This is a genomic window from Variovorax ginsengisoli, from assembly GCF_030811835.1.
Classification (GTDB): domain Bacteria; phylum Pseudomonadota; class Gammaproteobacteria; order Burkholderiales; family Burkholderiaceae_C; genus Variovorax; species Variovorax ginsengisoli_C.
This window is the reverse complement of record NZ_JAUSRO010000003.1, coordinates 117069-137817: the sequence shown is the minus strand read 5'-3', so window position 1 is coordinate 137817 and position 20749 is coordinate 117069. Positions and strand designations below refer to the sequence as shown.

The 20749-nt window shown below is 65.9% G+C and carries 19 protein-coding genes; 8 read left to right on the top strand and 11 right to left on the bottom strand.

What is annotated here, in order from left to right:
* The first annotated feature begins 256 nt into the window (after positions 1–256).
* The 8 genes from J2W36_RS04930 (at position 257) to J2W36_RS04895 (ending at position 8617) form a co-directional block, all read left to right on the top strand.
* Positions 257–1876 carry an FAD-dependent oxidoreductase gene (locus J2W36_RS04930; protein ID WP_307688567.1) on the top strand — a complete coding sequence of 540 codons (1620 nt, stop codon included), beginning with the start codon at positions 257–259 and terminating at the stop codon, positions 1874–1876.
* Positions 1873–2202 carry a 4Fe-4S dicluster domain-containing protein gene (locus J2W36_RS04925; protein ID WP_307688566.1) on the top strand — a complete coding sequence of 110 codons (330 nt, stop codon included), beginning with the start codon at positions 1873–1875 and terminating at the stop codon, positions 2200–2202. The genes J2W36_RS04930 and J2W36_RS04925 overlap by 4 nt, the downstream gene beginning before the upstream one ends.
* Positions 2203–2230: 28 nt before the next feature.
* Positions 2231–3226 (top strand): ABC transporter substrate-binding protein, encoded by a 996-nt coding sequence (locus J2W36_RS04920; RefSeq protein WP_307688565.1) that lies wholly within the window; start codon positions 2231–2233, stop codon positions 3224–3226.
* Between the two features lie 133 nt (positions 3227–3359).
* The gene (locus J2W36_RS04915) at positions 3360–4874 is read left to right on the top strand and encodes an amidohydrolase family protein (RefSeq protein ID WP_307688564.1); all 1515 of its coding nucleotides are present in this window, start codon (positions 3360–3362) and stop codon (positions 4872–4874) included.
* A gap of 37 nt (positions 4875–4911) precedes the next feature.
* Complete coding sequence (locus J2W36_RS04910; RefSeq protein ID WP_307688563.1) at positions 4912–6024, top strand: ABC transporter substrate-binding protein; 1113 nt, start codon at positions 4912–4914, stop codon at positions 6022–6024.
* Between the two features lie 7 nt (positions 6025–6031).
* Positions 6032–6880: an ABC transporter permease gene (locus J2W36_RS04905; RefSeq protein ID WP_307688562.1), complete on the top strand. Its 849-nt coding sequence runs from the start codon at positions 6032–6034 to the stop codon at positions 6878–6880.
* Positions 6877–7698 carry an ABC transporter permease gene (locus J2W36_RS04900; protein ID WP_307688561.1) on the top strand — a complete coding sequence of 274 codons (822 nt, stop codon included), beginning with the start codon at positions 6877–6879 and terminating at the stop codon, positions 7696–7698. Before J2W36_RS04905 ends, J2W36_RS04900 begins: the two co-directional genes overlap by 4 nt.
* A 34-nt stretch (positions 7699–7732) precedes the next feature.
* Positions 7733–8617, top strand: coding sequence for an ABC transporter ATP-binding protein (locus J2W36_RS04895; protein WP_307688560.1), 885 nt, complete (start codon positions 7733–7735; stop codon positions 8615–8617).
* A 61-nt stretch (positions 8618–8678) separates the two neighbouring features.
* Here J2W36_RS04895 and J2W36_RS04890 read toward each other — a convergent pair whose 3' ends face one another.
* The 11 genes from J2W36_RS04890 to ssuD all read right to left on the bottom strand — a co-directional run bounded on the left by J2W36_RS04890 (position 8679) and on the right by ssuD (position 20673).
* Entirely contained in the window at positions 8679–9920 is a 1242-nt protein-coding gene (locus J2W36_RS04890; protein WP_307688559.1) for an acyl-CoA dehydrogenase family protein, read from the bottom strand.
* A gap of 29 nt (positions 9921–9949) precedes the next feature.
* On the bottom strand, positions 9950–10729 hold the full coding sequence (locus tag J2W36_RS04885; RefSeq protein ID WP_307688558.1) for an ABC transporter ATP-binding protein: 780 nt from the start codon (positions 10727–10729) through the stop codon (positions 9950–9952).
* Position 10730: 1 nt separating this feature from the next.
* Positions 10731–11990 carry an SfnB family sulfur acquisition oxidoreductase gene (locus tag J2W36_RS04880; RefSeq protein WP_307688557.1) on the bottom strand — a complete coding sequence of 420 codons (1260 nt, stop codon included), beginning with the start codon at positions 11988–11990 and terminating at the stop codon, positions 10731–10733.
* A 32-nt stretch (positions 11991–12022) separates the two neighbouring features.
* Entirely contained in the window at positions 12023–13357 is a 1335-nt protein-coding gene (locus J2W36_RS04875; protein ID WP_307688556.1) for an ABC transporter substrate-binding protein, read from the bottom strand.
* A gap of 37 nt (positions 13358–13394) precedes the next feature.
* The gene (locus J2W36_RS04870) at positions 13395–14408 is read right to left on the bottom strand and encodes a branched-chain amino acid ABC transporter permease (protein WP_307688555.1); all 1014 of its coding nucleotides are present in this window, start codon (positions 14406–14408) and stop codon (positions 13395–13397) included.
* 3 nt (positions 14409–14411) lie between these two features.
* Positions 14412–15293, bottom strand: coding sequence for a branched-chain amino acid ABC transporter permease (locus J2W36_RS04865; protein WP_307688820.1), 882 nt, complete (start codon positions 15291–15293; stop codon positions 14412–14414).
* A 14-nt stretch (positions 15294–15307) separates the two neighbouring features.
* A complete protein-coding gene (locus tag J2W36_RS04860; protein ID WP_370869272.1) occupies positions 15308–16195 on the bottom strand; it encodes an ABC transporter ATP-binding protein in 888 nt (295 codons plus the stop codon).
* An 8-nt stretch (positions 16196–16203) separates the two neighbouring features.
* Positions 16204–17340, bottom strand: coding sequence for a dimethylsulfone monooxygenase SfnG (gene sfnG, locus J2W36_RS04855; RefSeq protein WP_307688553.1), 1137 nt, complete (start codon positions 17338–17340; stop codon positions 16204–16206).
* 32 nt (positions 17341–17372) lie between these two features.
* Positions 17373–17975, bottom strand: a complete 603-nt coding sequence (msuE, locus tag J2W36_RS04850) for an FMN reductase (RefSeq protein WP_307688552.1) — start codon at positions 17973–17975, stop codon at positions 17373–17375.
* Positions 17976–18313: 338 nt separating this feature from the next.
* Positions 18314–19504, bottom strand: coding sequence for an acyl-CoA dehydrogenase family protein (locus tag J2W36_RS04845; protein ID WP_307688551.1), 1191 nt, complete (start codon positions 19502–19504; stop codon positions 18314–18316).
* A complete protein-coding gene (ssuD, locus tag J2W36_RS04840; protein ID WP_307688550.1) occupies positions 19501–20673 on the bottom strand; it encodes an FMNH2-dependent alkanesulfonate monooxygenase in 1173 nt (390 codons plus the stop codon). Before ssuD ends, J2W36_RS04845 begins: the two co-directional genes overlap by 4 nt.
* Between the last annotated feature and the right edge of the window lie 76 nt (positions 20674–20749).

Genomic DNA, 20749 nt, shown 5'->3' with positions numbered 1-20749 from the left:
ACGCTCAGGCTGCCGCGCTGTGCCGCGGCAGCCGAGACATCTGCAGGGTCGAAAGGCCGATATGGCGCTCACGATACGCAGCGTCGGAGACCGGAACAACGAAGCTTTTCATCTACCCATATCCGGTTTGCTTCGTTGGGGCAGCGGCTCGCCATGGCGTGCGCATGAAACGCATAAGGTTTCATGGATTCCTTCTTTGCCCGATCAAGCGCCTCTGCGTACCGTGCGCAGTTACCCGAACCACAGGTGAATTCGAATGCGCGCAAGAGATCATGATGGCCGGACGCTGTCCGGCGCCGACGGCAGCCAACGCCACGACGTGGACGTGCTCGTCATCGGCGGCGGGCCGGCCGGCACCTGGGCGGCCATCAGTGCCGCAGCACAGGGCGCGCGCGTCCTGCTGGCCGACAAGGGCTTCTGCGGCACGTCGGGCGCGACGGCGCCTTCAGGCACCGGCCTGTGGCATGTTTCGCCCGACGGCGATGCGCGTGCACAGGCCAAGGCGAGCCGGCTCGCGATGGGCGGCCACCTCGCCGAGCACGCCTGGATGGACCGCGTGCTCGCGCAGACCTGGGACAACGTCGAGCGCCTCAAGGACTGGGGCTATCCCTTCCCCAGCGATGACGAAGGACGCCTGCGCTGCACCTCGCTGCAGGGCCCGGAATACATGCGGCTGATGCGCAAGCGGGTCAAGGAAGCCGGAGTCCGCATCCTCGATCACAGCCCTGCGCTGGAGCTCCTCGTCGATGCGCAAGGCACCGTGGCCGGCGCCGCTGGCGTCCATCGCCAGACCGGCGACACCTGGGTGGCGCGGGCCGGTGCGGTGGTCATCGCCACTGGTGGCTGTGCCTTCCTGAGCAAGGCACTGGGCTGCAACGTGCTGACAGGCGACGGCCAGCTGATGGCCGCCGAGGTGGGCGCCGCGCTCTCCGGCATGGAGTTCTCCAACGCCTATGGGCTCGGACCGGCCTTCTCTTCGGTCACCAAGTCGCTGTTCTACAACTGGGCCACGTTCTACGACCGGCATGGCCAGGCCATCGAAGGCGCCGGCTCCTCGCGCGGGCGCAGCGTGATCGCCGAACACCTGCAGACCCAGCCCGTCTTTGCCTGCATCGACCGGGCCGACGCGCAGATCCGCGCCTGGATGCGCACGGCCCAGCCCAACTTCTTCGTGTCCTTCGACCGCCAGGGCATCGATCCTTTCGTCCAGCATTTCCCGGTAACACTGCGGCTCGAAGGCACGGTGCGCGGCACCGGCGGCCTGAATCTCGTCGACGCCAGTTGCGCTACGTCGGTCGCCGGCCTCTACGCAGCGGGGGATGCCGCAACGCGCGAGCTGATCTGCGGCGGCTTCACCGGTGGCGGCAGCCACAACGCCGCCTGGGCGCTGTCCTCCGGCTTCTGGGCCGGAGCGGGTGCGGCCGCCTTCGGCAAGGACGCCCGAGCGCGCGCCGCGCGGCCCTTGCAGCGCACCGGCGGGGTGGCACTGATCGACGCCAATGCACCGGCCTTCGACAGCCAGGCCGTGATCACGGCAGTGCAGGCCGAAGTCTTTCCCTACGAACGCAACTGGTTCCGCCAGGGCGATGCGCTGCATGCATCGCTCGGTCGGCTTGACAACCTGTGGACGCGGCTGCGCCGCAGCGGGCCTGCGGCCACTGCCACCGAAGCGGTGCGGGCGCGGGAGGCCGCGGCCATGCTCGCGACCGCACGCTGGATGTATCGCAGTGCACTGCAGCGCACCGAGACGCGCGGCATGCATCGCCGCCGCGAACACGGCAACCTGGATCCGACGCAACGCCATCGCCTGCTGAGCGGCGGGCTCGACGAGGTCTGGGTTCGCGCCCAGCCGCTGACCGAGGCCCTCGCCGCATGATCGAACTCATCAGCCCCGACCGCTGCACGGCCTGCAACATCTGCGTCAACGCCTGCCCGACCAACGTGTTCGAAGCCGTCCCCGGCGGCCCGCCTCGCATCGCCCGGCAGGACGACTGCCAGACCTGCTTCATGTGTGAGCTGTATTGCCCAGAGGACGCCCTCTACGTCGCCCCCATCGCCGACCGCCGAGCCACAGAAGCCGAACGCGAGCCCGCCACGCAGGCGCTGATGGGCAGCTACCGCAGCGCGATCGGGTGGGGCCGCGGACGCCAGTCCACCGCATCGGCCGACGCGAGCTTCGAGCTGCTGCGACGCGCGCACTGATTCACCAGCCCGATCGCCCACCGACACCATGACCGACTCCCCGCCTACCCCCCACGCCACCACCCTTTCACGCCGGCGCCTGCTGGGCACCGCACTCGGTGCCGCCGCTGCCGTTTCGCTGCCGGGCCTCGCTACCGCGCAGGCCGGCGATACCGTGCTGCGCCTCGGCTACATCGGCCCGGGCAAGCGACCGGCCGCGGCCACCGGATGGGCGTTGCGGCAGGGGCAACTCCTGCGCGAACTCGCCCCGCTGGGCTTCAAGGAGATCGTGACGCGCAACTTCCCCAACGGGCCCGATCTCAACGAAGCCTTTCTGTCGGGTGCACTCGACGTGGGCATCTACGGCGACACGCCGGCCATCGTTGCCCGCTCGCGCGGGCTCGAGGGCCAGCTGATTGGCTTCGATGCCGTAGGCATGAATGTCTGGCTGCTGACCCCGCGCGGCGGCGTGCGCCGCGTCAAGGAGCTCGAAGGCCAGTCGATCGGCGTGGCGCGTGGCTCCTACATGCACCGCTACGTACTGGGACTGCTCAAGGAACAGGGCCTGCAGCAGTCGGTCAAGGTCATCCACATGTTCCCGCGCGACGGCGAGGCCGCGCTCGACCGCAGCGCCATCGCCGCGTTTGCCGCACAGATCGACGTCGGCCCCCTGCTCGCATCACGCGGCTATCCGGTGATCGACGAGGCAGAGCAGCATCCGACACTGCGCGGCACCTCGGTCATCGTGGCGTCGCGCAAGTTGCTGGCCAGCAGGCCCGGGCTGGCCGCGGCATGGACACGAGCGCGACGCGACGCGCTCGCCGACATCCGCCGCGACAGCCAGGCCTATTACGCCTTCCATTCGGAGGTCAGCGGCTTCCCTGTCGAGGTCGTCAAGGTCTCGCACCCGCTCTCGCATTTCCCCGATGCCGCTTATCCGCCGGAGGGTCTCGCATTGCTCGGCGAGGTCAAGCAGTTTCTGCTCGCCGAGAAGCTGATCGACCGCGACTTCGCGCTCGACGACTGGCGCGTCAACGACGCCTGAGGCACAGCGTGCAGCCGCTTATTCAGTGGCTGGCTAAGGATGCGCGAAAGCCTTCTTTGCGCATGTCGGATGGCGCACATAACCTGCGACATACCTTGCAGCACAAGGCTCATTCCAATCCCAGGAGATACGCATGAACGACCGTCTGAATCCCCTTCGCGCTTCGCGCTCTGCCGCCGTCAAGGCAGGACTTCAGCACCCGGTGATCGACACCGACGTGCATGTCAACGACTATGCGCCCGCACTGGAGGACTACATCCAGCACTACGGTGGCAATGCGCTGGTCGACGCGCTGCGCAAGGCGCTCGGCGGACGATTCGTCACGCGCAACGGTGGCGGCAAGGACTGGTACCAGCAGACGCCCGAGGAGCGCCAGTACCACCGTACGCTGCGGGCGCCCTGGTGGGCACGGGTCACGCGCAATACCTATGACCTCGCGACCTACACCCTGCCCGCGCTGCTCTACGAGCGTTTGGCCGAACAAGGCTCCGACTACTCGGTGCTGTTCCCAAACGACGTGCTTTCGCCAGCGGCCGCCGGCAGCGAGTTCCGCCAGCCGCTGCATCGCGCCATCAACCACTTCCATGCCGACCAGTACCGCAAGTACGCCGACCGTCTCACGCCGGTCGCGGGCATTCCGCTGCACACGCCGCAGGAGGGCATCGAGGAGTTGGAGTTCGCGGTGAAGACGCTCGGCCTGAAGGTCATCAACATCGCGGGCGGCGTGCGGCGCCCGATCCGTGCCATCGCCGACAAATACCCGCAGCACGAGCATCCGGAGATCACCAGGCAGACCGGCTACATCGACTTCTACGGCATCGACAGCGAGCACGACTACGACCCGTTCTGGGCCAAGGTGGTAGAGCTCGGCGTGCCGGTCACCACGCACTACGGCAGCCAGGGCTGGACCGGTCGCCAGTCGATCAGTAACTACATGAACAACCATATCGGCCATTTCGCCGATGGGTCGCAGGCCTTTGCGAAGGCGCTGTTCTTCGGCGGCGTCACGCGCCGCTTCCCGGGCCTGCGCGTGGGCCTGCTCGAAGGCGGCGCCGACTGGGGCGCGCATGTCTACGCGCACCTGGTCGATCGCTTCGAGAAACGCAACCGGACCGCAGTGCGCAACTACGATCCAGCCGAAGCCGACGTCGAGCTACTCGCCTCGCTGTTCGAACGCTACGGCGCCGATCTGACCCAGGGCCGCCCCATCGACAAGTCGACGCTGTTGCGCGATAGCCTCGGCCTCTCGGCGCTGCCGCACAGTCGCGAACCGAACGAATCGGAGATCGACGACTTCGCGCTCGCCGGCATCGAGAAGGTGGAAGACATCCGCAGCCGCTGGGTCGACAACTTCTACTTCGGCTCCGAGGCCGACGACCGCACGGTGGCCGCGGCCTTCAACACGCGCGTGAATCCGCTCGGCGCGAAGATCAACGCGATCTGGTCATCCGACGTGGGCCATTGGGACGTGCCTGAATTCACCGAGCCCCTCGCCGAAAGCTGGGACCTGGTCGAACAGGGCGTGATCACGCCTGCCGACTTCAAGGCCCTGGTGTTCGACAACCCGCACCGCTTCTACACCGAGGCCAATCCGCGCTTCTTCGAAGGGACGGAGGTCGGCCGCAAGCTCGGCCAGGCCGCCGCCTGAGCACGCCCGTACCCTTACACCGAAGAGGAGAAGAACCATGATCCACACCGCCTTGACCCGGCTGCACCGCCGCGCATGGACCCTGGGCGCCATCGCCCTTGCCACCCTCGGCGCCATGCCGGCCCTGGCGGCGCCTCCCGAGGCGATCCGCATCGGCGTGGCCTCCGCGGGCGGCGGCGAGCCGGTCACCTGGGGCGGCTCGCCGGGCGGTGTGATCCGCGTCAATCAGTGGCTCGAGGAGGAGTTCAAGGGCTCGGGCACCAAGATCGAATGGCTCTTCTTCAAGGGCGCAGGCCCGGCGGTCAACGAGGCACTGTCGAACAAGCAGATCGACTTCGCCTACCAGGGAGATCTGCCTCAGATCGTCGGCCGCTCCAACGGGCTGCAGACCAAGCTGCTGGTCGCCAGCGGCGTGCGCAACAACCTCTACGTGGTGGTGCCGCCCGCTTCCGATGTGAAGTCGGTCAAGGAGCTCAAGGACCGCAAGGTCTCGATCTTCCGCGGCACCAACGGCCACTTGGTCGCGATCAACGTGCTGGCCGCCCACGGCATGACCGAGCGGGACATCAAGGGCGTGAACCTCGACGCAGGCAGCGCGCAGGCCGCGCTGGTGTCCAACGGCGTCGACGCTGCATTCGGCGGCTACGAATGGTTCAAGGTGCGTGACCAAGGGCTCGCGAAGATCATCTACTCGACGCAGGGTCAGGACCCGGCGCTGACGCGCCAGGCCTCGCTGTTGGTGCGCACAGAGTTCGAGAAGGCGCATTCCGCCGAAGTGCAGCGCGTGGTCGACGTGTTCGTGCGCGGTGCGCGTTGGTCGTCCGACGAGAAGAACCGCGAGGCGTTGTTCGACATCTGGGCACGCAGCGGCACACCGGTCACGTCATGGGCCGCAGAGTTCGACAAGCAGTCGCTGGCCGAGCGCAATTCACCGCTGATCGACGACTTCGTGATCAGCCGCTACAAGGCGGTGGTCAGCGATGCCCTCAAGCTCAAGCTGATCCGCAACGAGGTCGCGATCGACGGCTGGTTCGACACCAGCTATCTGCAGAAGGCGCTGAAGAAGCAAGGTTTGGAGACCTACTGGACCGCCTACGACGCCAAGGGGCGCCCGAAGGACCCACAGACCGTCGCAGCCAATGGCCGCTGAGCGAGCGATGAACATCGACGACAGCGCCACGCTGGGCCTGGGCAGGCTGGTAGCGTCAGGTACACGGCCTGACGCGGCCACGCCCGCGCCGTGGTCCCGCATCGGCGACGCCGCGCTGCCCTGGTTGCTGCCTGCATCGCTGCTGCTGCTGTGGACCGTCGGCGCAACCCAGGGCTGGATTTCGCCCCAGGTGCTGCCTTCGCCTCAGTTCGTCTGGGAGACGCTGCGCGATCTGGCCGCCAGCGGCGACCTCTGGCTGCATGCAAGCGCCAGCCTCGCGCGCGTGCTGATCGGCTTTGCGGCCGGTGCTGCATTGGGCCTGGCGCTCGGCGCAGCCATGGGCCTGTCGCGCCGTGTCGAGGCCTACCTGCTTCCCACTTTCAACGCGCTGGTGCAGATTCCAGTGCTCGCATGGCTGCCGTTCGTGCTGCTGCTGGTGGGCATCGGCGAACCGCTCAAGTACATCCTGATCGCCAAGGCCGCGATGGTGCCGGTCGCGCTCAACACCCTGCAGGGTTTTCGCCAGACACCGCAGGCGCTGCGCGAAGTGGCAAAGGTCTACGGCTACACCCGACGCCAGCAGGTGCTGGAGGTCGTGCTGCCTCACGCCACACCAACACTCTTCACCGGCCTGCGCCTGGGCTTCACCAAGGCCTGGCTCTCGCTGGTGGTGGTGGAGCTGGTGGCATCGAGCGAAGGCCTGGGCTACCTGATCGTGTACGGACGCCAACTGTTCCAGCTCGATCTCGTGATGGCTGCGGTGATCGTGGTCGGTGCGATCGGCTACGCGATCGACCGCGCGCTCGATGCGCTCGAAAAGGCAGCGCACCGTCGCCGGCCCGGAGCCGCGGGATGAACGGCCCGCCGCGCACCTCCTTCGATGGGGCCGAGCTCGCCGCGGTTGCGCCGCTGGCGCCAAGCGAGCGCAGTCGCTGGCGCGGCCTGGTGCTGCCCGTCGCGGCGATCGCGCTGTGGTGGCTGCTGTCCTCGCTGAACCTGGTGAACTCCGCGCTGCTCGTCTCACCACAGAAGGTGCTGACAACCGCAGCCGAACAGATCACCAGCGGCCGGCTCTGGCGCGCGCTCAGCGCCAGTCTGGCACGCGAGGCGACGGGTTTTCTGATCGGCACATCGGCCGGCCTGCTCCTGGGCGCCCTGCTCGGCCTTTCACCGCGCTTCAACCGCATCGTCGGTCCCAGTTTCAATACTTTCAAGCAGATCTCGCTGTTCGCATGGATCCCGCTGATCTCGGTGTGGTTCGGCCTGGGCGACGTGGCGAAGGTCGTGTTCCTGTCGCTCGCGGCGCTGGTGCCGGTGGTGGTCAACACCTGCGACGGCATCCGCACCACGCCGCCCGGCCTGCTGGAGGTGGCGAAGGTCTATGGCTACACGCGCTGGCAGACGGTCTCACAGGTGGTGCTGCCCGCGGCGCTGCCGGCGATCTTCACGGGCTTCTACCTCGCGCTCATCTACTCCTGGCTCGCCACAATCGGCGCGGAATATCTGCTTGTCGCCGGGCGCGGCATCGGCAACACGCTCATCGAAGGCAGCGAACACTTCCAGATGGACCTGGTCATTTTCGGCATGTTCGTGATCGGCCTGGTCGGCTGGCTCATGAACGCCTCCGCCCGCGCGGTGGAGCGCATGCTGGCCCGCCGGACCGGACGGGTCTGAACAGGCCGGCACGTTCCCACCACGAAAGAACAACATGACATCTCACGCGACGGCTCATTCCAACGAGCTGGACATTCAGCAACTGGGCAAGCGCTATGCGAGCACGCAGGCGGCCGGCGGCGAACTGCAGGTGCTCGAAAACATCGATCTGCACATTCCCGCCGGGCGCTTCGTCAGCATCGTGGGCACCAGCGGCTGCGGCAAGTCGACGCTGCTGCGCCTGATACTCGGACTCGACGCCCAGTACGAAGGCCGCATCCTGCTCGACGGCCAGCAGATCTCCGGCACCGGCCGAGAGCGAGGCATCGTCTTCCAGGACCACCGGCTCTTTCCATGGCTCACGGTGGAACAGAACATCGCGGTCGGGCTGCGCAACGCGCCGTTCAGTGCCGCGCAGAAGCGCGAACTGGTGACTGAGCACGTTGCGCTGGTGGGGCTCGGCGGCTTCGAGAAATCGTGGCCGCACCAGATCTCCGGCGGCATGGCGCAGCGGGTGGCGATAGCGCGTGGTCTTGTCAATCGCCCGCGGGTGCTGCTGCTCGATGAGCCCTTCGGCGCGCTGGATGCGCTCACACGCTCGCGCCTGCAGAACGAGCTGCAGCGCATCTGGCAGAAGGAGCGCATCACCATGCTGCTGGTCACCCACGACGTGGAGGAAGCCGTGTTCCTGGGCGACCAGGTGGTGGTGATGCAGCCATCGCCGGGGCGTATCCGACGCACGCTCGACATCGACCTGCCGCATCCGCGTAACCGCAGCGATCCCGCCTTCATCCGGCTGCGCGACGATGTGCTGAGCGATTTCATCGATGTCGAAGTAGACCCGATCAAGGCACGGCCCAATCTCAGCGAAGAGAGCACTGCCGATGCTTCTCTTCTTCACTTGCAAGGGCTTCCGTCCGGACTGCGTCTGGCATGGTGAGACGCTGAATCCAGGTCGTCGAGGGGATGGCGCGCATCCCAGGGCAGGCGCCCGAAGGCGCTCAGGTGTACCAGGTTGGCTCGGGAATCTGGCCGCGCAACGCATAGGCGCCCACCTCGCGACGCTTGTAGGCAATAGGGTCATGCAGCGAATGCGTTCGGATATTGCGCCAGAAGATGTCGAGCCCGACCGTGTTGGCCGTGGCACGAGCGCCGGTGACCTCGAACACGCGGGTACCGATCTCCAGCCCTACGTCCACCGCCGCTTGCTTGGCAGCTGCAATGCGCACAGCCACGCGGCCGCGCGCCTCGGGCGTGAGCGCATCTCGCTCTGCGTGCAGCAGCGCGGAGATTTCGGCGCCTGCCGAATTGGCAAGCTCTTCGGCTGCCCAGAGCCGCGACTGAAGTGTGCCGTACGCCTCCAAGATATACCACTCATCGCCAGCCGAATCCTTGTTGTCGCCACCGTACGGCCAGGCACGTGTCTTTTCGCGCGTATACCCGGCCGCCGTCTTCAGCGCGCCTTCGGCGATGCCGAGGTAGAAGTTCGTGAACACCAGTTGAATGGCAGGCAGGTTGAGTGTCTCGTAGGTGCGGCTCTGGTATATCTTGTCGACATAGCCTGCGGCGCTGGCCCAGTCGACGCGAACGTCCTGGATGGACACGCCGCCCGACCCGGTCAGACGCTGACCCAGATGGTCCCAATCGTCGTGGTAAACGATGCCGTCCTGCTTGGACGGCACGATGGCAAAGATGTGCTTGTCGGTCCCCTGCAGTACGCCCTCCAGCACGGTGAGATCCGACACCTTCGAGCCGGTCGAGAACGATTTGCGGCCGTTGTAGACCAATTGCCCGTCGACTTCGGTGATCGTCAGGTCGCCGTCACGGGGGTTCACTGCGCCACCGAAGAACAGGTCATTGGCCGTATAGAGCGCTTCGACCGCATCGATCTGCTCAGGCGTGCCCACCAGACGCACTGCCCAGGCCCAAAGATAGTGGTAGCCCAACAATTGGCCCACCGAGCCGTCGCCCGACGCCACGATGCGGATGACCTTGTAGGCCGTGTCCCAGTGCTGGCCTGCTCCGCCGTGCTGCACGGGGCCCAGCAGTGTGGTGAGCCCTGCGTTCTTGAGCAGTTGCACTTCGGCGGCCGGAACCGCCTGCCGACGATCGCGCTTGACCTGGTCGATCGCGAGAATGGCAGCCACCTCACCCGCGCGAGTGAGCCATTGCAATGCGTCTGCGGGACGCGGCTTGCCCTGCCAGGGCGATTTCTTGAGCGCTTGCTCGAGTGTGAGACTCATGATGCGGACTCTTGTTGACGAAAATGGGTTCAAGCCAGGGCTTGGGCCACGGGATCGTTGCCCGCCACGCCTTCGCCGAAATAGAACGACTGAATGTCGGCGCGCTGGCGCAGTGCCTGCGCGTTGCCACCGAGAACCGCGATGCCAGCGTCGAGCACGGTGGCCCGGTCGGCGTATTGCAGCGCCACGGTCGAGTTCTGTTCCGCGACGAGGATCGATAGCCCCTGCTCGCGGTTGAGCCGTCGCAGCTGTTCGAAGATATCGCGCACCACCAGAGGGGCCAGGCCCATCGACGGTTCGTCGAGCACCAGCAACCGGGGCCGCGACATGAGCGCGCGGCCGATGGCCGTCATCTGCTGTTCGCCGCCGGAACTCAGACCGGCGAGCACGCGTCGCTTGGCCTTCAGGCGCGGAAAGATCTCGTACACGCGCGCCAGGTCTTCGGCGGCTTCCCCGCGTCGGGCGCTGCGCCCGAGTGCACCGGTCAGCAGATTCTCTTCAAGCGTGAGCGAGCGAAAGCAATGACGGCCTTCGAGCACCTGCACCAGCCCAAGCCGCACGAGATCGGCCGTGGACATCCGTCCCACGTCGTGGCCATCGAAGTCGATACGACCGGCCGTGACCTGCCCCCTTTGGGCGGGCAGCAGGTTCGACACGGCCTTCAGCGTGGTCGACTTGCCGGCGCCGTTCGCACCGAGCAGCGCGTGAATCTCGCCGGCGCCCACGTCCAGGCTCACGCGGTGCAGCGCGACGATGGAGCGCTGGTAGGCCACTTCAATCGCCTCGATGCGCAACAGGGCGGGCGCCATCTCAGCTCCAGGCATGGAACGGCGGCTTGACGCCATTGAGGAAGTAGTTCCCAACGATGGCGTACTTCCAGCGCACAGGGTCGTGCAGCGTGTGCGTGCGCGCATTGCGCCAGTGCCGGTCGAGGTTGTATTGCCCCAGCGTGGATCGGGTACCCGCGAGCTCGAACAGTTTGTTGGTCGCCAGGATCGCGACCTCGGTCGACAGCACCTTCGCTTCTGCCGTTGCCACCTGCGCTGCAGCCACGCTTTCTGCGTCGGGTTCAGTCACTGCGCGGTCGATCGCGCGGCCAGCGCGTTCCAGCAGCGCCTCGCTCGCATGCAGGCGAATCTGCAGGTCGCCCACCGCCTGGATCGAATAGGGATCTTCCCATGCGTGATCGCGCTGGCTGTCGATCCACGGGCGCGTCTTGGTGCGGATGAAGTCGACGGTCTCCGCGATGGTCCCGCGCGCGATGCCCACATCGACCGCCGCCTGAATGATCTGGAAGATCGCGCCGTCGGCCGACGGGACGCTGTAGCCCTTGTACGCAGGAATCAGGTGCGTCTTGGGCACCTTCACGTGGTCGATGATCACGGTGCCGCTGAGCGTGGTGCGTTGACCGAAGGCCGACCAATCGTCGATCACCGTCAGGCCCGGCGCATTGCGCTCGGCCACCACGTACCAGGTGTTGCCGTGCTCGTCGTTGGCCACGATAGGCACGTAGTGCGCGAGCAGCGCGCCGGTCGAATAGAACTTCTTGCCCGTGACCACCACATGGTCACCCGCATCGGTGAAGCGCGTCTCGAAGTCGGCGGCACGCTTCGAACCCGATTCGGAGAACGCGTTGCCCCAACGCACGCCGCGCAGGAAGTCCGCAAAGAAACGCTTCTGCTGCGCCGCATCGGACACGGTGCGCACCGCTGCGACGATACCCAGGTGGTTCTGCGTGATCTGTGCGAGCGAAGGGTCGGCCGCCGAGATGATCGCGATCACCTCGGCCAGCGTGGCATACGACACCTCGGCACCACCGAAGGCCCTGGGCACGTTGATCGCCCACAGGCCGCTTTGCGAGTAGGCGTCGATCTCCTCGACTGGCCACCGGCGCAGACGATCCCGCTCGGAGGCGCCAACGATCAGTTTCGCAGCGAGCGCGTGCGCCACGGTGATGGCCTCGGCGTCGTTGCGGATCACACGCGCGGGTTGGTCGGAGAGCGGCAGGCCGGGCACGGCGTCGTTGGCGGCAGCCGGTGCCGATGCGGAGGGTTGAAGAACAGCGGACATGGGGTTGCCTTTCAAGAATGTGGACGTGCGGCTCAATCGTCGATGCTCTTGCGCACCTTGACGTTCTTCTCTTTCGCATAGGCGAGCGAGGACTTCTCGATGATGGGACGCAGGAGCTTCCAGTCCGGTGCGATCCAGTCGGACACCACATTCCACTTGCTGCCGTCCCACTGCTGGAAAGCCACCCGACCGTCACCCTCGTGGTTGTCCCAGGTCACGTTGATGGAATGAAACAGCCCCTTCGCGCCGAGCTCGGCGGCACGCGTCTCGTCAATCTTCAGGTTCTCCAGGCCCCAGCGAATCTCGTCGCCGGTGAGCGTGCGCTTGCCGAACTTAGCCTGCGCGATGCGGATGGCTTCGACGTTGAGGATGCCGTTGAGAACCCCCAAGTTGTGATAAACGCTGCCGATTCGCTTGGGGTCCTGCAGGTTGCCCTTGCCGGCGCCGTACACCGTCCTGGTGATCTCCTGCAGCACCGGGTACTGCGCACCCGCGGCCACTGTGGTGATCGCGACGTAGCCCTTGGCGGCGTCGCCTGCAGGGATGACGTCCTCCTCGGAGTTCGACCAGACGTTGCCCACGATGTGGTCGACAGGGAAGCCCGTCTTCTGTGCCGTCTTGAGCGCCACCGGATTCATCACGCCCCAGCCGCGCAGCACCACGTAGTCAGGCTTCACGCGGCGGATCGTGAGCCACTGCGACTGCTGCTCGTTGCCTGGGTGCGGCACCTCGATCTGCTGCAGCGTGAAGCCGTACTTCTTGGCGAGCAGTTCGTAGATCGGAATGGTTTCTTTGCCATAAGGCGAGCCGTGATACAGCACGACGACCTTCTTGCCCTTGAGCTTGTCGGTACCGCCCTCCTTTCCCGCGATGTAGTTCACGATGCCGGAGGTCTCGCTGTAGGGGTTCAGCAGCAGCGGGAAGACGTACTTGAACACACGCCCGTCGGTGGTGTCCGTTCGCCCGTGGTTGATGGTCAGCAGCGGCACCTTGTCGGCCGTCACGCGGTCGATCAGCGCGTACGCAATGCCGACCGACAGCGGGTTCCAGGTCGCGATGCCGGGGCGCTGCTTGAGGCGCTCGTACACCTCGACGCCTCGCTCCACTTCGTACTGCGTCTCGCCCTCCTCCCAGGTGAGCTTGACGCCGCCGACGCCGCCGTCGCGCGTGTTGACGAGATTCAGGTAATCGATGAACCCGCCGAAGAAGCCGGTGCCGCCTGCCGCGTAGGGGCCAACGCGGTAGCTCTGAAGCGGAAAGAATTGTTCGTTGGCGTCCGCGTGCGCCGCCTGCAGCCCGATCGCGCTCAGGCCAGTGGCCAGGGTGGCCGCGATGGCGACGGTTTTCAGTTGCTTGATGAAGGACATGGTGTGAACTGGATTTGTTGAAACGAAGGGAAAGGCGTCAGGAAGAAAGTCGGGTCCTCGCACGGTCCCAAAGGGCAACCAACCCCTTCGGCTCCATCGCAAGAAAGAAAATAATCAGCGCGCCCAGCACGATCCGCTGGCTCATGTCGAGCACTCCGGAATCGAAGCGGCCACCGAACAGGAAGCTGCCGATACGCGAGAGCAACAGCGGAAACACCACGATCAGCGCGGCACCGAAGAAGGCACCGCGGATGGTTGCGAGGCCGCCGATGATCACGATGAACAAGATCTGGAACGAGCGGTCGAGGTTGAAGCCCGCCGGCTCCACAGTGCGCAGGTACACGAAGCCCCACAGCACGCCCGCCACGCCGACGATGAATGACGACACCGCGAAAGCGAGCAGCTTGGTGCGCAGCACCGGTACGCCGATGACGCGCGCGGCCAGTTCGTTGTCGCGCACGGCAATGAAGTGGTGGCCGGTCTGCGTGCGCACCAGACGCCAGGCGAGCGCGGTCAGAACGGTCACGACGATGAGCGAGAACAGGTAGCGACCCACCGGCGTGTCGAACACGATGCCCGCGACTTCGAGTGCCGGCGCATCGATCACGCCGGAGGCGTTGTCGTTGCTGAACCAGCTGAACTTGGTGAGCGCCCATTGCACGAAGAACTGGGCGGCCAGCGTCGACACGGCCAGGTAGAAGCCACGCAACCTCAGGCTCGGCAGTCCGAACACCAGGCCGACGGCCGTTGCGCTCAGCCCTGCGAGCGCAATGCTCACGAGCAGCGGCAAGCCCTCCACGCGCAGGTTGAAGTTGTAGGCCGAGAAGGCGCCGACCGCCATGAAGGCAGCAGTGCCCAGCGACAGCTGGCCCGCATAGCCGGTCAGCAGATTGAGCCCGACCGCCGCCAAAGACAGCGCGAGAAACGGGATGAGCAACGCATCGAACACATAGCCCGACGCGACAAAGGGCACCACACCGAACGCGATGACCAGAACGGCCAGCGGCCAGGTGAATGCCGGCCAGCGATCGGGCAGGGATGTTGATCGCATGGTTCAGGCCCTTTCCACGAGCTTCTGCCCGAACAGCCCGCTGGGCCGGATCAGCAGGAAAGCCAGCGCCGCCACGTAAGCGAACCAGCCCTCGATGCCACCGCCGACCCACGGCCCGATGTACACCTCGGCCAGCTTTTCGAGCGCGCCGATGACCAGACCGCCGACGATCGCGCCGAGGATCGAATCGAAGCCGCCGAGCACAAGCACGGGCAGCGCCTTGAGCACCACCAGCGAGAGCGAGAACTGCACACCGAGCCTGGCGCCCCACAGCAGGCCAGCCACCAGCGCGATGACGCCGGCAGTTGCCCACACTGTCGCCCAGATGCGCGGCAGGCGAAGGCCGACCGCGATGGCGGCGTAGGTATCATCGGCGACTGCGCGAAACGCCAGGCCCACGCGGGTGTAGCGGAAAAAGGCCGACAGCAGTGCGACCATCACGCCCGCCGTGGCCGCAGCGAACAGGTCGAAGGTCGAGACCATGATGCCCAGGAACTGCAGCGGCTCGTCGGTGATGCCGAGCTCGAGCGCATGCACCTGCGTGCCCCACAGCAGCTGTGCGACGCCTTCGATCACGTACGACAGGCCGAGCGTCGCCATGAACAGTGTGATCGGCGGCTGGTTCACCAGCGGGCGCAACACCACGCGTTCGATGGTCAGCCCCAGCAGCACCATCAGCGCGAAGGTCAGCCCCAGTGCCAGCGCGAAGGGCACGCCCCGCTCGACCAGGCTCACGAACGTGAGCGCCGCAAACAGAAGCTGCGCACCCTGGGCGAAATTGAGCACGCCCGAGGTCTTGTAGATCAGGACGAAGCCGATCGCCACGAGCGAATACATGACGCCTGACAGCAGGCCGCCGAGGAGCACCTCGGCGAAGAAGCCGATGTCGCCGATGTCCATCAGTCGCTCCCCGACTGCGCGACATGCGCCGCACCCAGATACGCATCGATGACGGCGGGGTCGCCGCGCACCTCGGCCGGCGTGCCATCGGCGATCTTGCGGCCGTAGTCCAGCACCGCCACACGGTCGGAGAGGCCCAGCACAACGCCGATGTCGTGCTCGATCAAGAGGATGGTGGTGCCGAACTCGTCGCGCGCGGCGCGCACGAAATTCGCCATCTCGCGCTTCTCCGTCACCGTCATGCCGGCCATGGGTTCGTCCAGCAACAACAGTTGCGGCGCAGCGACCAGTGCACGCGCGAGCTCGACCCGTTTCTGCAGACCGTAGGCCAGCTCGCCGACCAGCCTTTCGCTCACCGCACCGAGGCCCAGGAAGCCGATGATCGCGTCGGCACGCGCTCGCGCGTCCTCGCGTTCGCGTCGCGCACGCCCCAGCCCGACGAGCTGCTCGATGAAGGTGGAGCGCGCCGCGTCGACGCGGCCCAGCACAATGTTGTCGCGCACGCTCAAGCCCTTGAAGAGAGCCAGATTCTGGAAAGTGCGCGCCACACCCAGGCTTGCGAGGCGCGCCGTCGGCACCTGCGCGAAGCTGCGTGCGCCCAGCCACACACGCCCGCTGTCGGGTCGGTACAGGCCGCTGATCACATTGACCAGCGAACTCTTGCCGGCGCCGTTGGGGCCGATCACCGCACGAATCTCACCCTTCGCGATCGACAGATCCAGGCCGGCCAGCGCGCTGACGCCACCGAAGGACAGCTCGATGCCCTCCAGTCTCAACGCAGCCACCGCTGTGCCCGTAGAAGACGCCGTATTTTCTGTCGGCACGAAGGCCGCTGCGCCGTCGACGCCGAGCGGGCCTCGTCCCCCTTCGAAGAGAAAGTCGTGCATCGCCAGACTCACGCCACGGATTCCAGTACCGGCGTCACCGTCCGGCTGGTCGTGCCGGCCTGCGCTTGCTCCAACTGGCGCACGAGCGGCAGCACCTTCTCGCCGAAATACTCCACTTCTTCGATGAAGTGCAGGAAGCCCGCCAGCACCAGGTCGACGCCGATGGCCTTCAGCGCCACGATGCGCTCGGCGATCTGCTGCGGCGTGCCGATGAGATTGGTACGGAAGCCGTCGTTGTATTGCACCAGGTCCTCGAAGGTCGACTTGGCCCAGTTGCCCTCCCCTTCAGGTGAGGCCTTGCCCGCCTGCTTCGCCGCGTCGCCAAAGGCATGCACCGCCTCGACGTGTGCATGCAGGATGATGTCGGCCAGCACTGCCCGGGCTTCTTCCTCGGTATCTCGCGCAATCACGAAGGCATTCACGCCGATGCGCACCGTGTGCCCGTTTTGCGCGGCCTTGGCCTGGATGTCGTCGATCTGCGTCTTCAGTCCCTCGGGCGTGTTGCCGTTGGTGAAGTACCAGTCCGATACGCTCGCCGCGTTGTCTCGGGCCGCGCGCGAACTACCGCCCTGGAAGATCTCCGGATGCGGCTTCTGCACCGGCTTCGGGCTCAGGGTGTAGTCGGTAAAGCGGTAGAAGTCACCCTTGAAGGTGAAGTTGTCCTGCGTCCAGATGCCCTTGAGCGCGCGGATGAATTCGTTGGAACGGCGGTAGCGCTCGTCGTGCTCCAGCCACGGTTCGCCAATGGCCTGGAACTCGCCCTTGAACCAGCCGCTCACCACGTTGATGGCGATGCGGCCATTGGAGATGTGGTCGATGGTGGCGATCTGCTTGGCGACCACCGCCGGACTCCACGGACCGGGAAGGATCGCGGCCAACACCTTCAGCTTGGTGGTCGCATGCAGCAGCGCCTGGCTGAACGACACCGACTCGTGCTGGTATTCCGCACCATAGCCGGCCGTGAAGCGGATCTGGCTCAGGGCGTACTCGAAACCGGCCTTCTCGGCCGCCAGCGCGAGTCGCTGGTTGTATTCGAGGCTCCAGTCGGTGCGCTGCGCGATCTTGCTGACGACGAGCCCGCCGCTGACGTTGGGCACCCAGTAGGCAAACTTGACGGGGGCGGGTGAGGAAGATGCGTGACTCATGGGAGGCTCCTTGGTGATCAATCGAATGGGCTTCATGCCGCCAACACGACGGGCGCAGACGTGCGGGACGCGGCAAGGATGGGAACCGAGCCAACCACGGCGTCGCGCAACTGCGGGACGGCGCGCGTCACGGCCAGCGCGATGCGTTCGCGCAGCGCGGGGTTGGCGATCTCATAGCCCTCGAAATCCTGCTCGACCGCGTACACGCCGATAGACAGCGTACGAGCCTGGAAGAAGCTGAAGAGCGGACGCAATTGGTGGTCGATGACGAGGGCATGCCGATCGCTCCCGCCGGTGGCCGCGAGCAGCACGGGCTTGTCGGTCAGCGCCTCGTGGTGCACGAAATCGAACAGATGCTTGAACAGACCCGTGTACGAGCCGCGGTAGACCGGGCTCGCCACCAGCAGCAGATCGGCTGATTCGATGGCCGCGATGCTCTCCTCGGCCACGGCGGGCAACTGGTTGCGGTACAGCACGCCAGCGAACTGCGGGCCGATCTCGCCGAGCGAGATCACGCGGGCATCGATGGCCACTTCACGGCCGAGCGCCGCCAGCAGTTGGTCGACCAGCACCAGGGTGCGCGAGGGACGTTGCAGGCTGCCGGAAACGGCAACGACTTTCAGTTTTCGACTCATGTTGATATGACCTCTGTTCAGTAGCCGTAATCAATTCACGGCATGTTCGATATATGCGAATGCCGTGCCACCTTGATTTTCTTTATGAATCAATGGGTTAGCGAAACTCCAGAATCTCTGACCGTGCTGAAATGGCAGCAGGCTGCGGATCGATTGCTGTTGCAACAGCAGCTTTTCTGGCTTAGTCGTTCGGAGTACATCGGTATGCGCCCACCGCATGAACGCCACGCAGCAAGCCGCTTACGAAACTGCTTCGCAGACAGCAGTCGCGCCGTCGCCATCGCCATGAAAAAAGGCCTGCGACACCAAGTCGCAGGCCCTTGTCGACGAAGACGATGTCAGGAATAGAAGCTCGGCTTCGGCCACCGGTCGTTGAGCGCCCATTCGCCCAGTTCCCGCACCTTGTAGTCGAGCGGGTCGTGCAGCGTGTGCACGCGCAGGTTGCGCCAGTAGCGGTCCAGGCGCAACGCCGCAGTGGTGGCGCGCGCCCCGGTCACTTCGAACATGCGATGCGCCACCTCCAGGCTGGCGCGCGTGCTGGCCACCTTGGCAGCAGCCACGGCGATGGCCACCCGACCACGTTCTCGCTCGTCGAGCGACGCGCCGCGCAGCCATGCCTGGTCGAAGGCAGTCGCAGCGCTGTCGAGCAGGCTGCGCGCGCCCTCCAGCGCGAGCCAGAAATCGCCGTAGTTCGTGAGCACATAAGGATCCTCGTTCGCGGCCGACGCAGGCGAGAACAACCACGGCCGGCCCTGTTGCAGCGTGAAAGCCTTGGCCTCGGCCAGCGCGCCCTCCCCGAGCCCGAGGTAGATGTTCGCGAGGATGAGCTGCGCCAACAGCGGCCTCAGGCACGCAAAGGGCGTGGAAAGTGGCCCGGGGTCGAGCAGCAGTTCGCTCACCTTGACGCGCACATCGTCGAACAGCACGCTGCCGCTGCCGGTCTGTCGCTGGCCCATGTTGTCCCAGTCGCCCAGCACAGTGATGCCGGCGCGCTGCGTGGGTACGACGGCGATCAGCAAGCGGTCTTGGGCATCGAGTGCCGAAGCGAGCAGCACGTCGGAATCGCTCGCGCCGGAGCAGAAGCTCTTGCGGCCGGAGAACACGAAGCCATCGCCCGAGGCCCGCGCACGTGTCGACTTGTCGAGCGGGTTCAGTGCATTGCCCCAGAACCAGCGCTGCGCACGAGTCTGCTCGATCCATGGCTGCCACTGCGCCGGCTGTGCAAACAGTTGGGTGGTGGCCAGCAGCAGATGGTGAAAACCGAACAGATGAGCCACGGAACTGTCGACGCGCGCGAAGCCTCGTACCACGTCCAGCGTCTGGCACCAGCTCGCGCCCAGGCCGCCGAGCTCCAACGGCACGCTCAGCATCAGCAGGCCACTGTCGCGCAACCGATCGCGTTCGACTTTCGGCGTGCCGCCGCGCTCGTCGCGCTCGACGGCGGTAGCCCTCAAGGCCTGCGTCACGTGCTGCACTTGCTCATTCCAAGGCAGGGTATCGCCGCCTGCCTCGGCCAGGAAGTGCTTCATGCGCCGACCTCGTTGCGCGTCAATACCGGCGCTGAAGATGAATAAGGCGGCACGATGTCGTTGGCGATGATTTCGCCGAACGGGCCGGTGATGTTCGCCTGCGCTGTAGGTCGCGCAGAACCCATTGGCAGCAACGGAAAGAGCAGTTCGGCCACGCGGTACGCCTCTTCCAGATGGGGGTAGCCCGAAAAGATGAAGGTCTCCACGCCCAGCGCTGCGTACTCCTGGATGCGCGCCGCAATCTCCTCCGGGCTGCCCACCAGCGCGGTGCCTGCACCGCCGCGCACCAGGCCCACGCCGGCCCACAGGTTGGGCGACACCTCGAGCCTGTCGCGCCGTCCGCCATGCAAGGCGGCCATGCGCTGTTGACCGACCGAGTCGAAACGCGCGAAGGCTTTTTGCGCCGCCGCGACAGTCTCGTCGGTCACGTACGAAATGAGCTCGTCGGCCGCACGCCAGGCCGCCTCGCTGGTCTCGCGCACGATCACGTGCAGCCGGATTCCGAAGCGCAGCGTGCGCCCGTGCCGCGCCGCCGCGGCGCGCGCCTTCGCGATCTTGTCGGCCACGTCGGCCGGTGGCTCTCCCCACGTGAGGTAGACGTCGACCTGCTCGCCGGCCAGCGCGATGGCTGCGTCCGACGAACCACCGAACCACAGCGGCGGATAGGGCTTCTGCACCGGCGGATACAAGGTCTTCGCGTTCTCCACGCGCAGGTGCTTGCCTGAGAAATTGACCGTCTCGCCCGCCGCCACGCCGCGCCAGATGCGCAGGAACTCATCGGTCACTTCGTAGCGCTCAGCGTGCGTCAGGAAGCTGCCGTCGCCGTGCTGCTCGTCCGGGTCTCCGCCGGTCACCACATTGATGAGCAGCCGCCCGTCGGAGAAGCGATCGAGCGTGGCGGCCTGGCGCGCAGAGACCGTCGGCGAAATGATGCCCGGGCGTATCGCGACCAGGAATTTGAGTCGCTCGGTCTGCGCTGCGAGCGCGGACGCGACCACCCAAGCGTCTTCGCAGGAGCGGCCGGTGGGAATCAGCACGCCTTCGTAGCCAAGCTCGTCAGCGGCCTGTGCCACCTGCCGCAGATAACGGTGGCTCACGGTGCGCGCGCCGCGTGAAGTGCCAAGGTAGCGGCTGTCGCCGTGGGTGGGTAGAAACCAAAAAATTTGCATTGGATCGTTCAGCAGTTAGCGTGCCAGTCGCCGTGCCTGCTGCCACATGGCAAGACGCGGGATTTCTGCTGCTGGA

Excerpts from the sequence above, each read along its gene's own strand:
- J2W36_RS04930 (WP_307688567.1), top strand. The coding sequence starts at position 257 with ATGCGCGCAAGAGATCATGATGGCCGGACGCTGTCCGGCGCCGACGGC.
- J2W36_RS04925 (WP_307688566.1), top strand. The coding sequence starts at position 1,873 with ATGATCGAACTCATCAGCCCCGACCGCTGCACGGCCTGCAACATCTGC.
- J2W36_RS04920 (WP_307688565.1), top strand. The coding sequence starts at position 2,231 with ATGACCGACTCCCCGCCTACCCCCCACGCCACCACCCTTTCACGCCGG.
- J2W36_RS04915 (WP_307688564.1), top strand. The coding sequence starts at position 3,360 with ATGAACGACCGTCTGAATCCCCTTCGCGCTTCGCGCTCTGCCGCCGTC.
- J2W36_RS04910 (WP_307688563.1), top strand. The coding sequence starts at position 4,912 with ATGATCCACACCGCCTTGACCCGGCTGCACCGCCGCGCATGGACCCTG.
- J2W36_RS04905 (WP_307688562.1), top strand. The coding sequence starts at position 6,032 with ATGAACATCGACGACAGCGCCACGCTGGGCCTGGGCAGGCTGGTAGCG.
- J2W36_RS04900 (WP_307688561.1), top strand. The coding sequence starts at position 6,877 with ATGAACGGCCCGCCGCGCACCTCCTTCGATGGGGCCGAGCTCGCCGCG.
- J2W36_RS04895 (WP_307688560.1), top strand. The coding sequence starts at position 7,733 with ATGACATCTCACGCGACGGCTCATTCCAACGAGCTGGACATTCAGCAA.
- J2W36_RS04890 (WP_307688559.1), bottom strand. The coding sequence starts at position 9,920 with ATGAGTCTCACACTCGAGCAAGCGCTCAAGAAATCGCCCTGGCAGGGC.
- J2W36_RS04885 (WP_307688558.1), bottom strand. The coding sequence starts at position 10,729 with ATGGCGCCCGCCCTGTTGCGCATCGAGGCGATTGAAGTGGCCTACCAG.
- J2W36_RS04880 (WP_307688557.1), bottom strand. The coding sequence starts at position 11,990 with ATGTCCGCTGTTCTTCAACCCTCCGCATCGGCACCGGCTGCCGCCAAC.
- J2W36_RS04875 (WP_307688556.1), bottom strand. The coding sequence starts at position 13,357 with ATGTCCTTCATCAAGCAACTGAAAACCGTCGCCATCGCGGCCACCCTG.
- J2W36_RS04870 (WP_307688555.1), bottom strand. The coding sequence starts at position 14,408 with ATGCGATCAACATCCCTGCCCGATCGCTGGCCGGCATTCACCTGGCCG.
- J2W36_RS04860 (WP_370869272.1), bottom strand. The coding sequence starts at position 16,195 with ATGCACGACTTTCTCTTCGAAGGGGGACGAGGCCCGCTCGGCGTCGAC.
- sfnG (WP_307688553.1), bottom strand. The coding sequence starts at position 17,340 with ATGAGTCACGCATCTTCCTCACCCGCCCCCGTCAAGTTTGCCTACTGG.
- msuE (WP_307688552.1), bottom strand. The coding sequence starts at position 17,975 with ATGAGTCGAAAACTGAAAGTCGTTGCCGTTTCCGGCAGCCTGCAACGT.
- J2W36_RS04845 (WP_307688551.1), bottom strand. The coding sequence starts at position 19,504 with ATGAAGCACTTCCTGGCCGAGGCAGGCGGCGATACCCTGCCTTGGAAT.
- ssuD (WP_307688550.1), bottom strand. The coding sequence starts at position 20,673 with ATGCAAATTTTTTGGTTTCTACCCACCCACGGCGACAGCCGCTACCTT.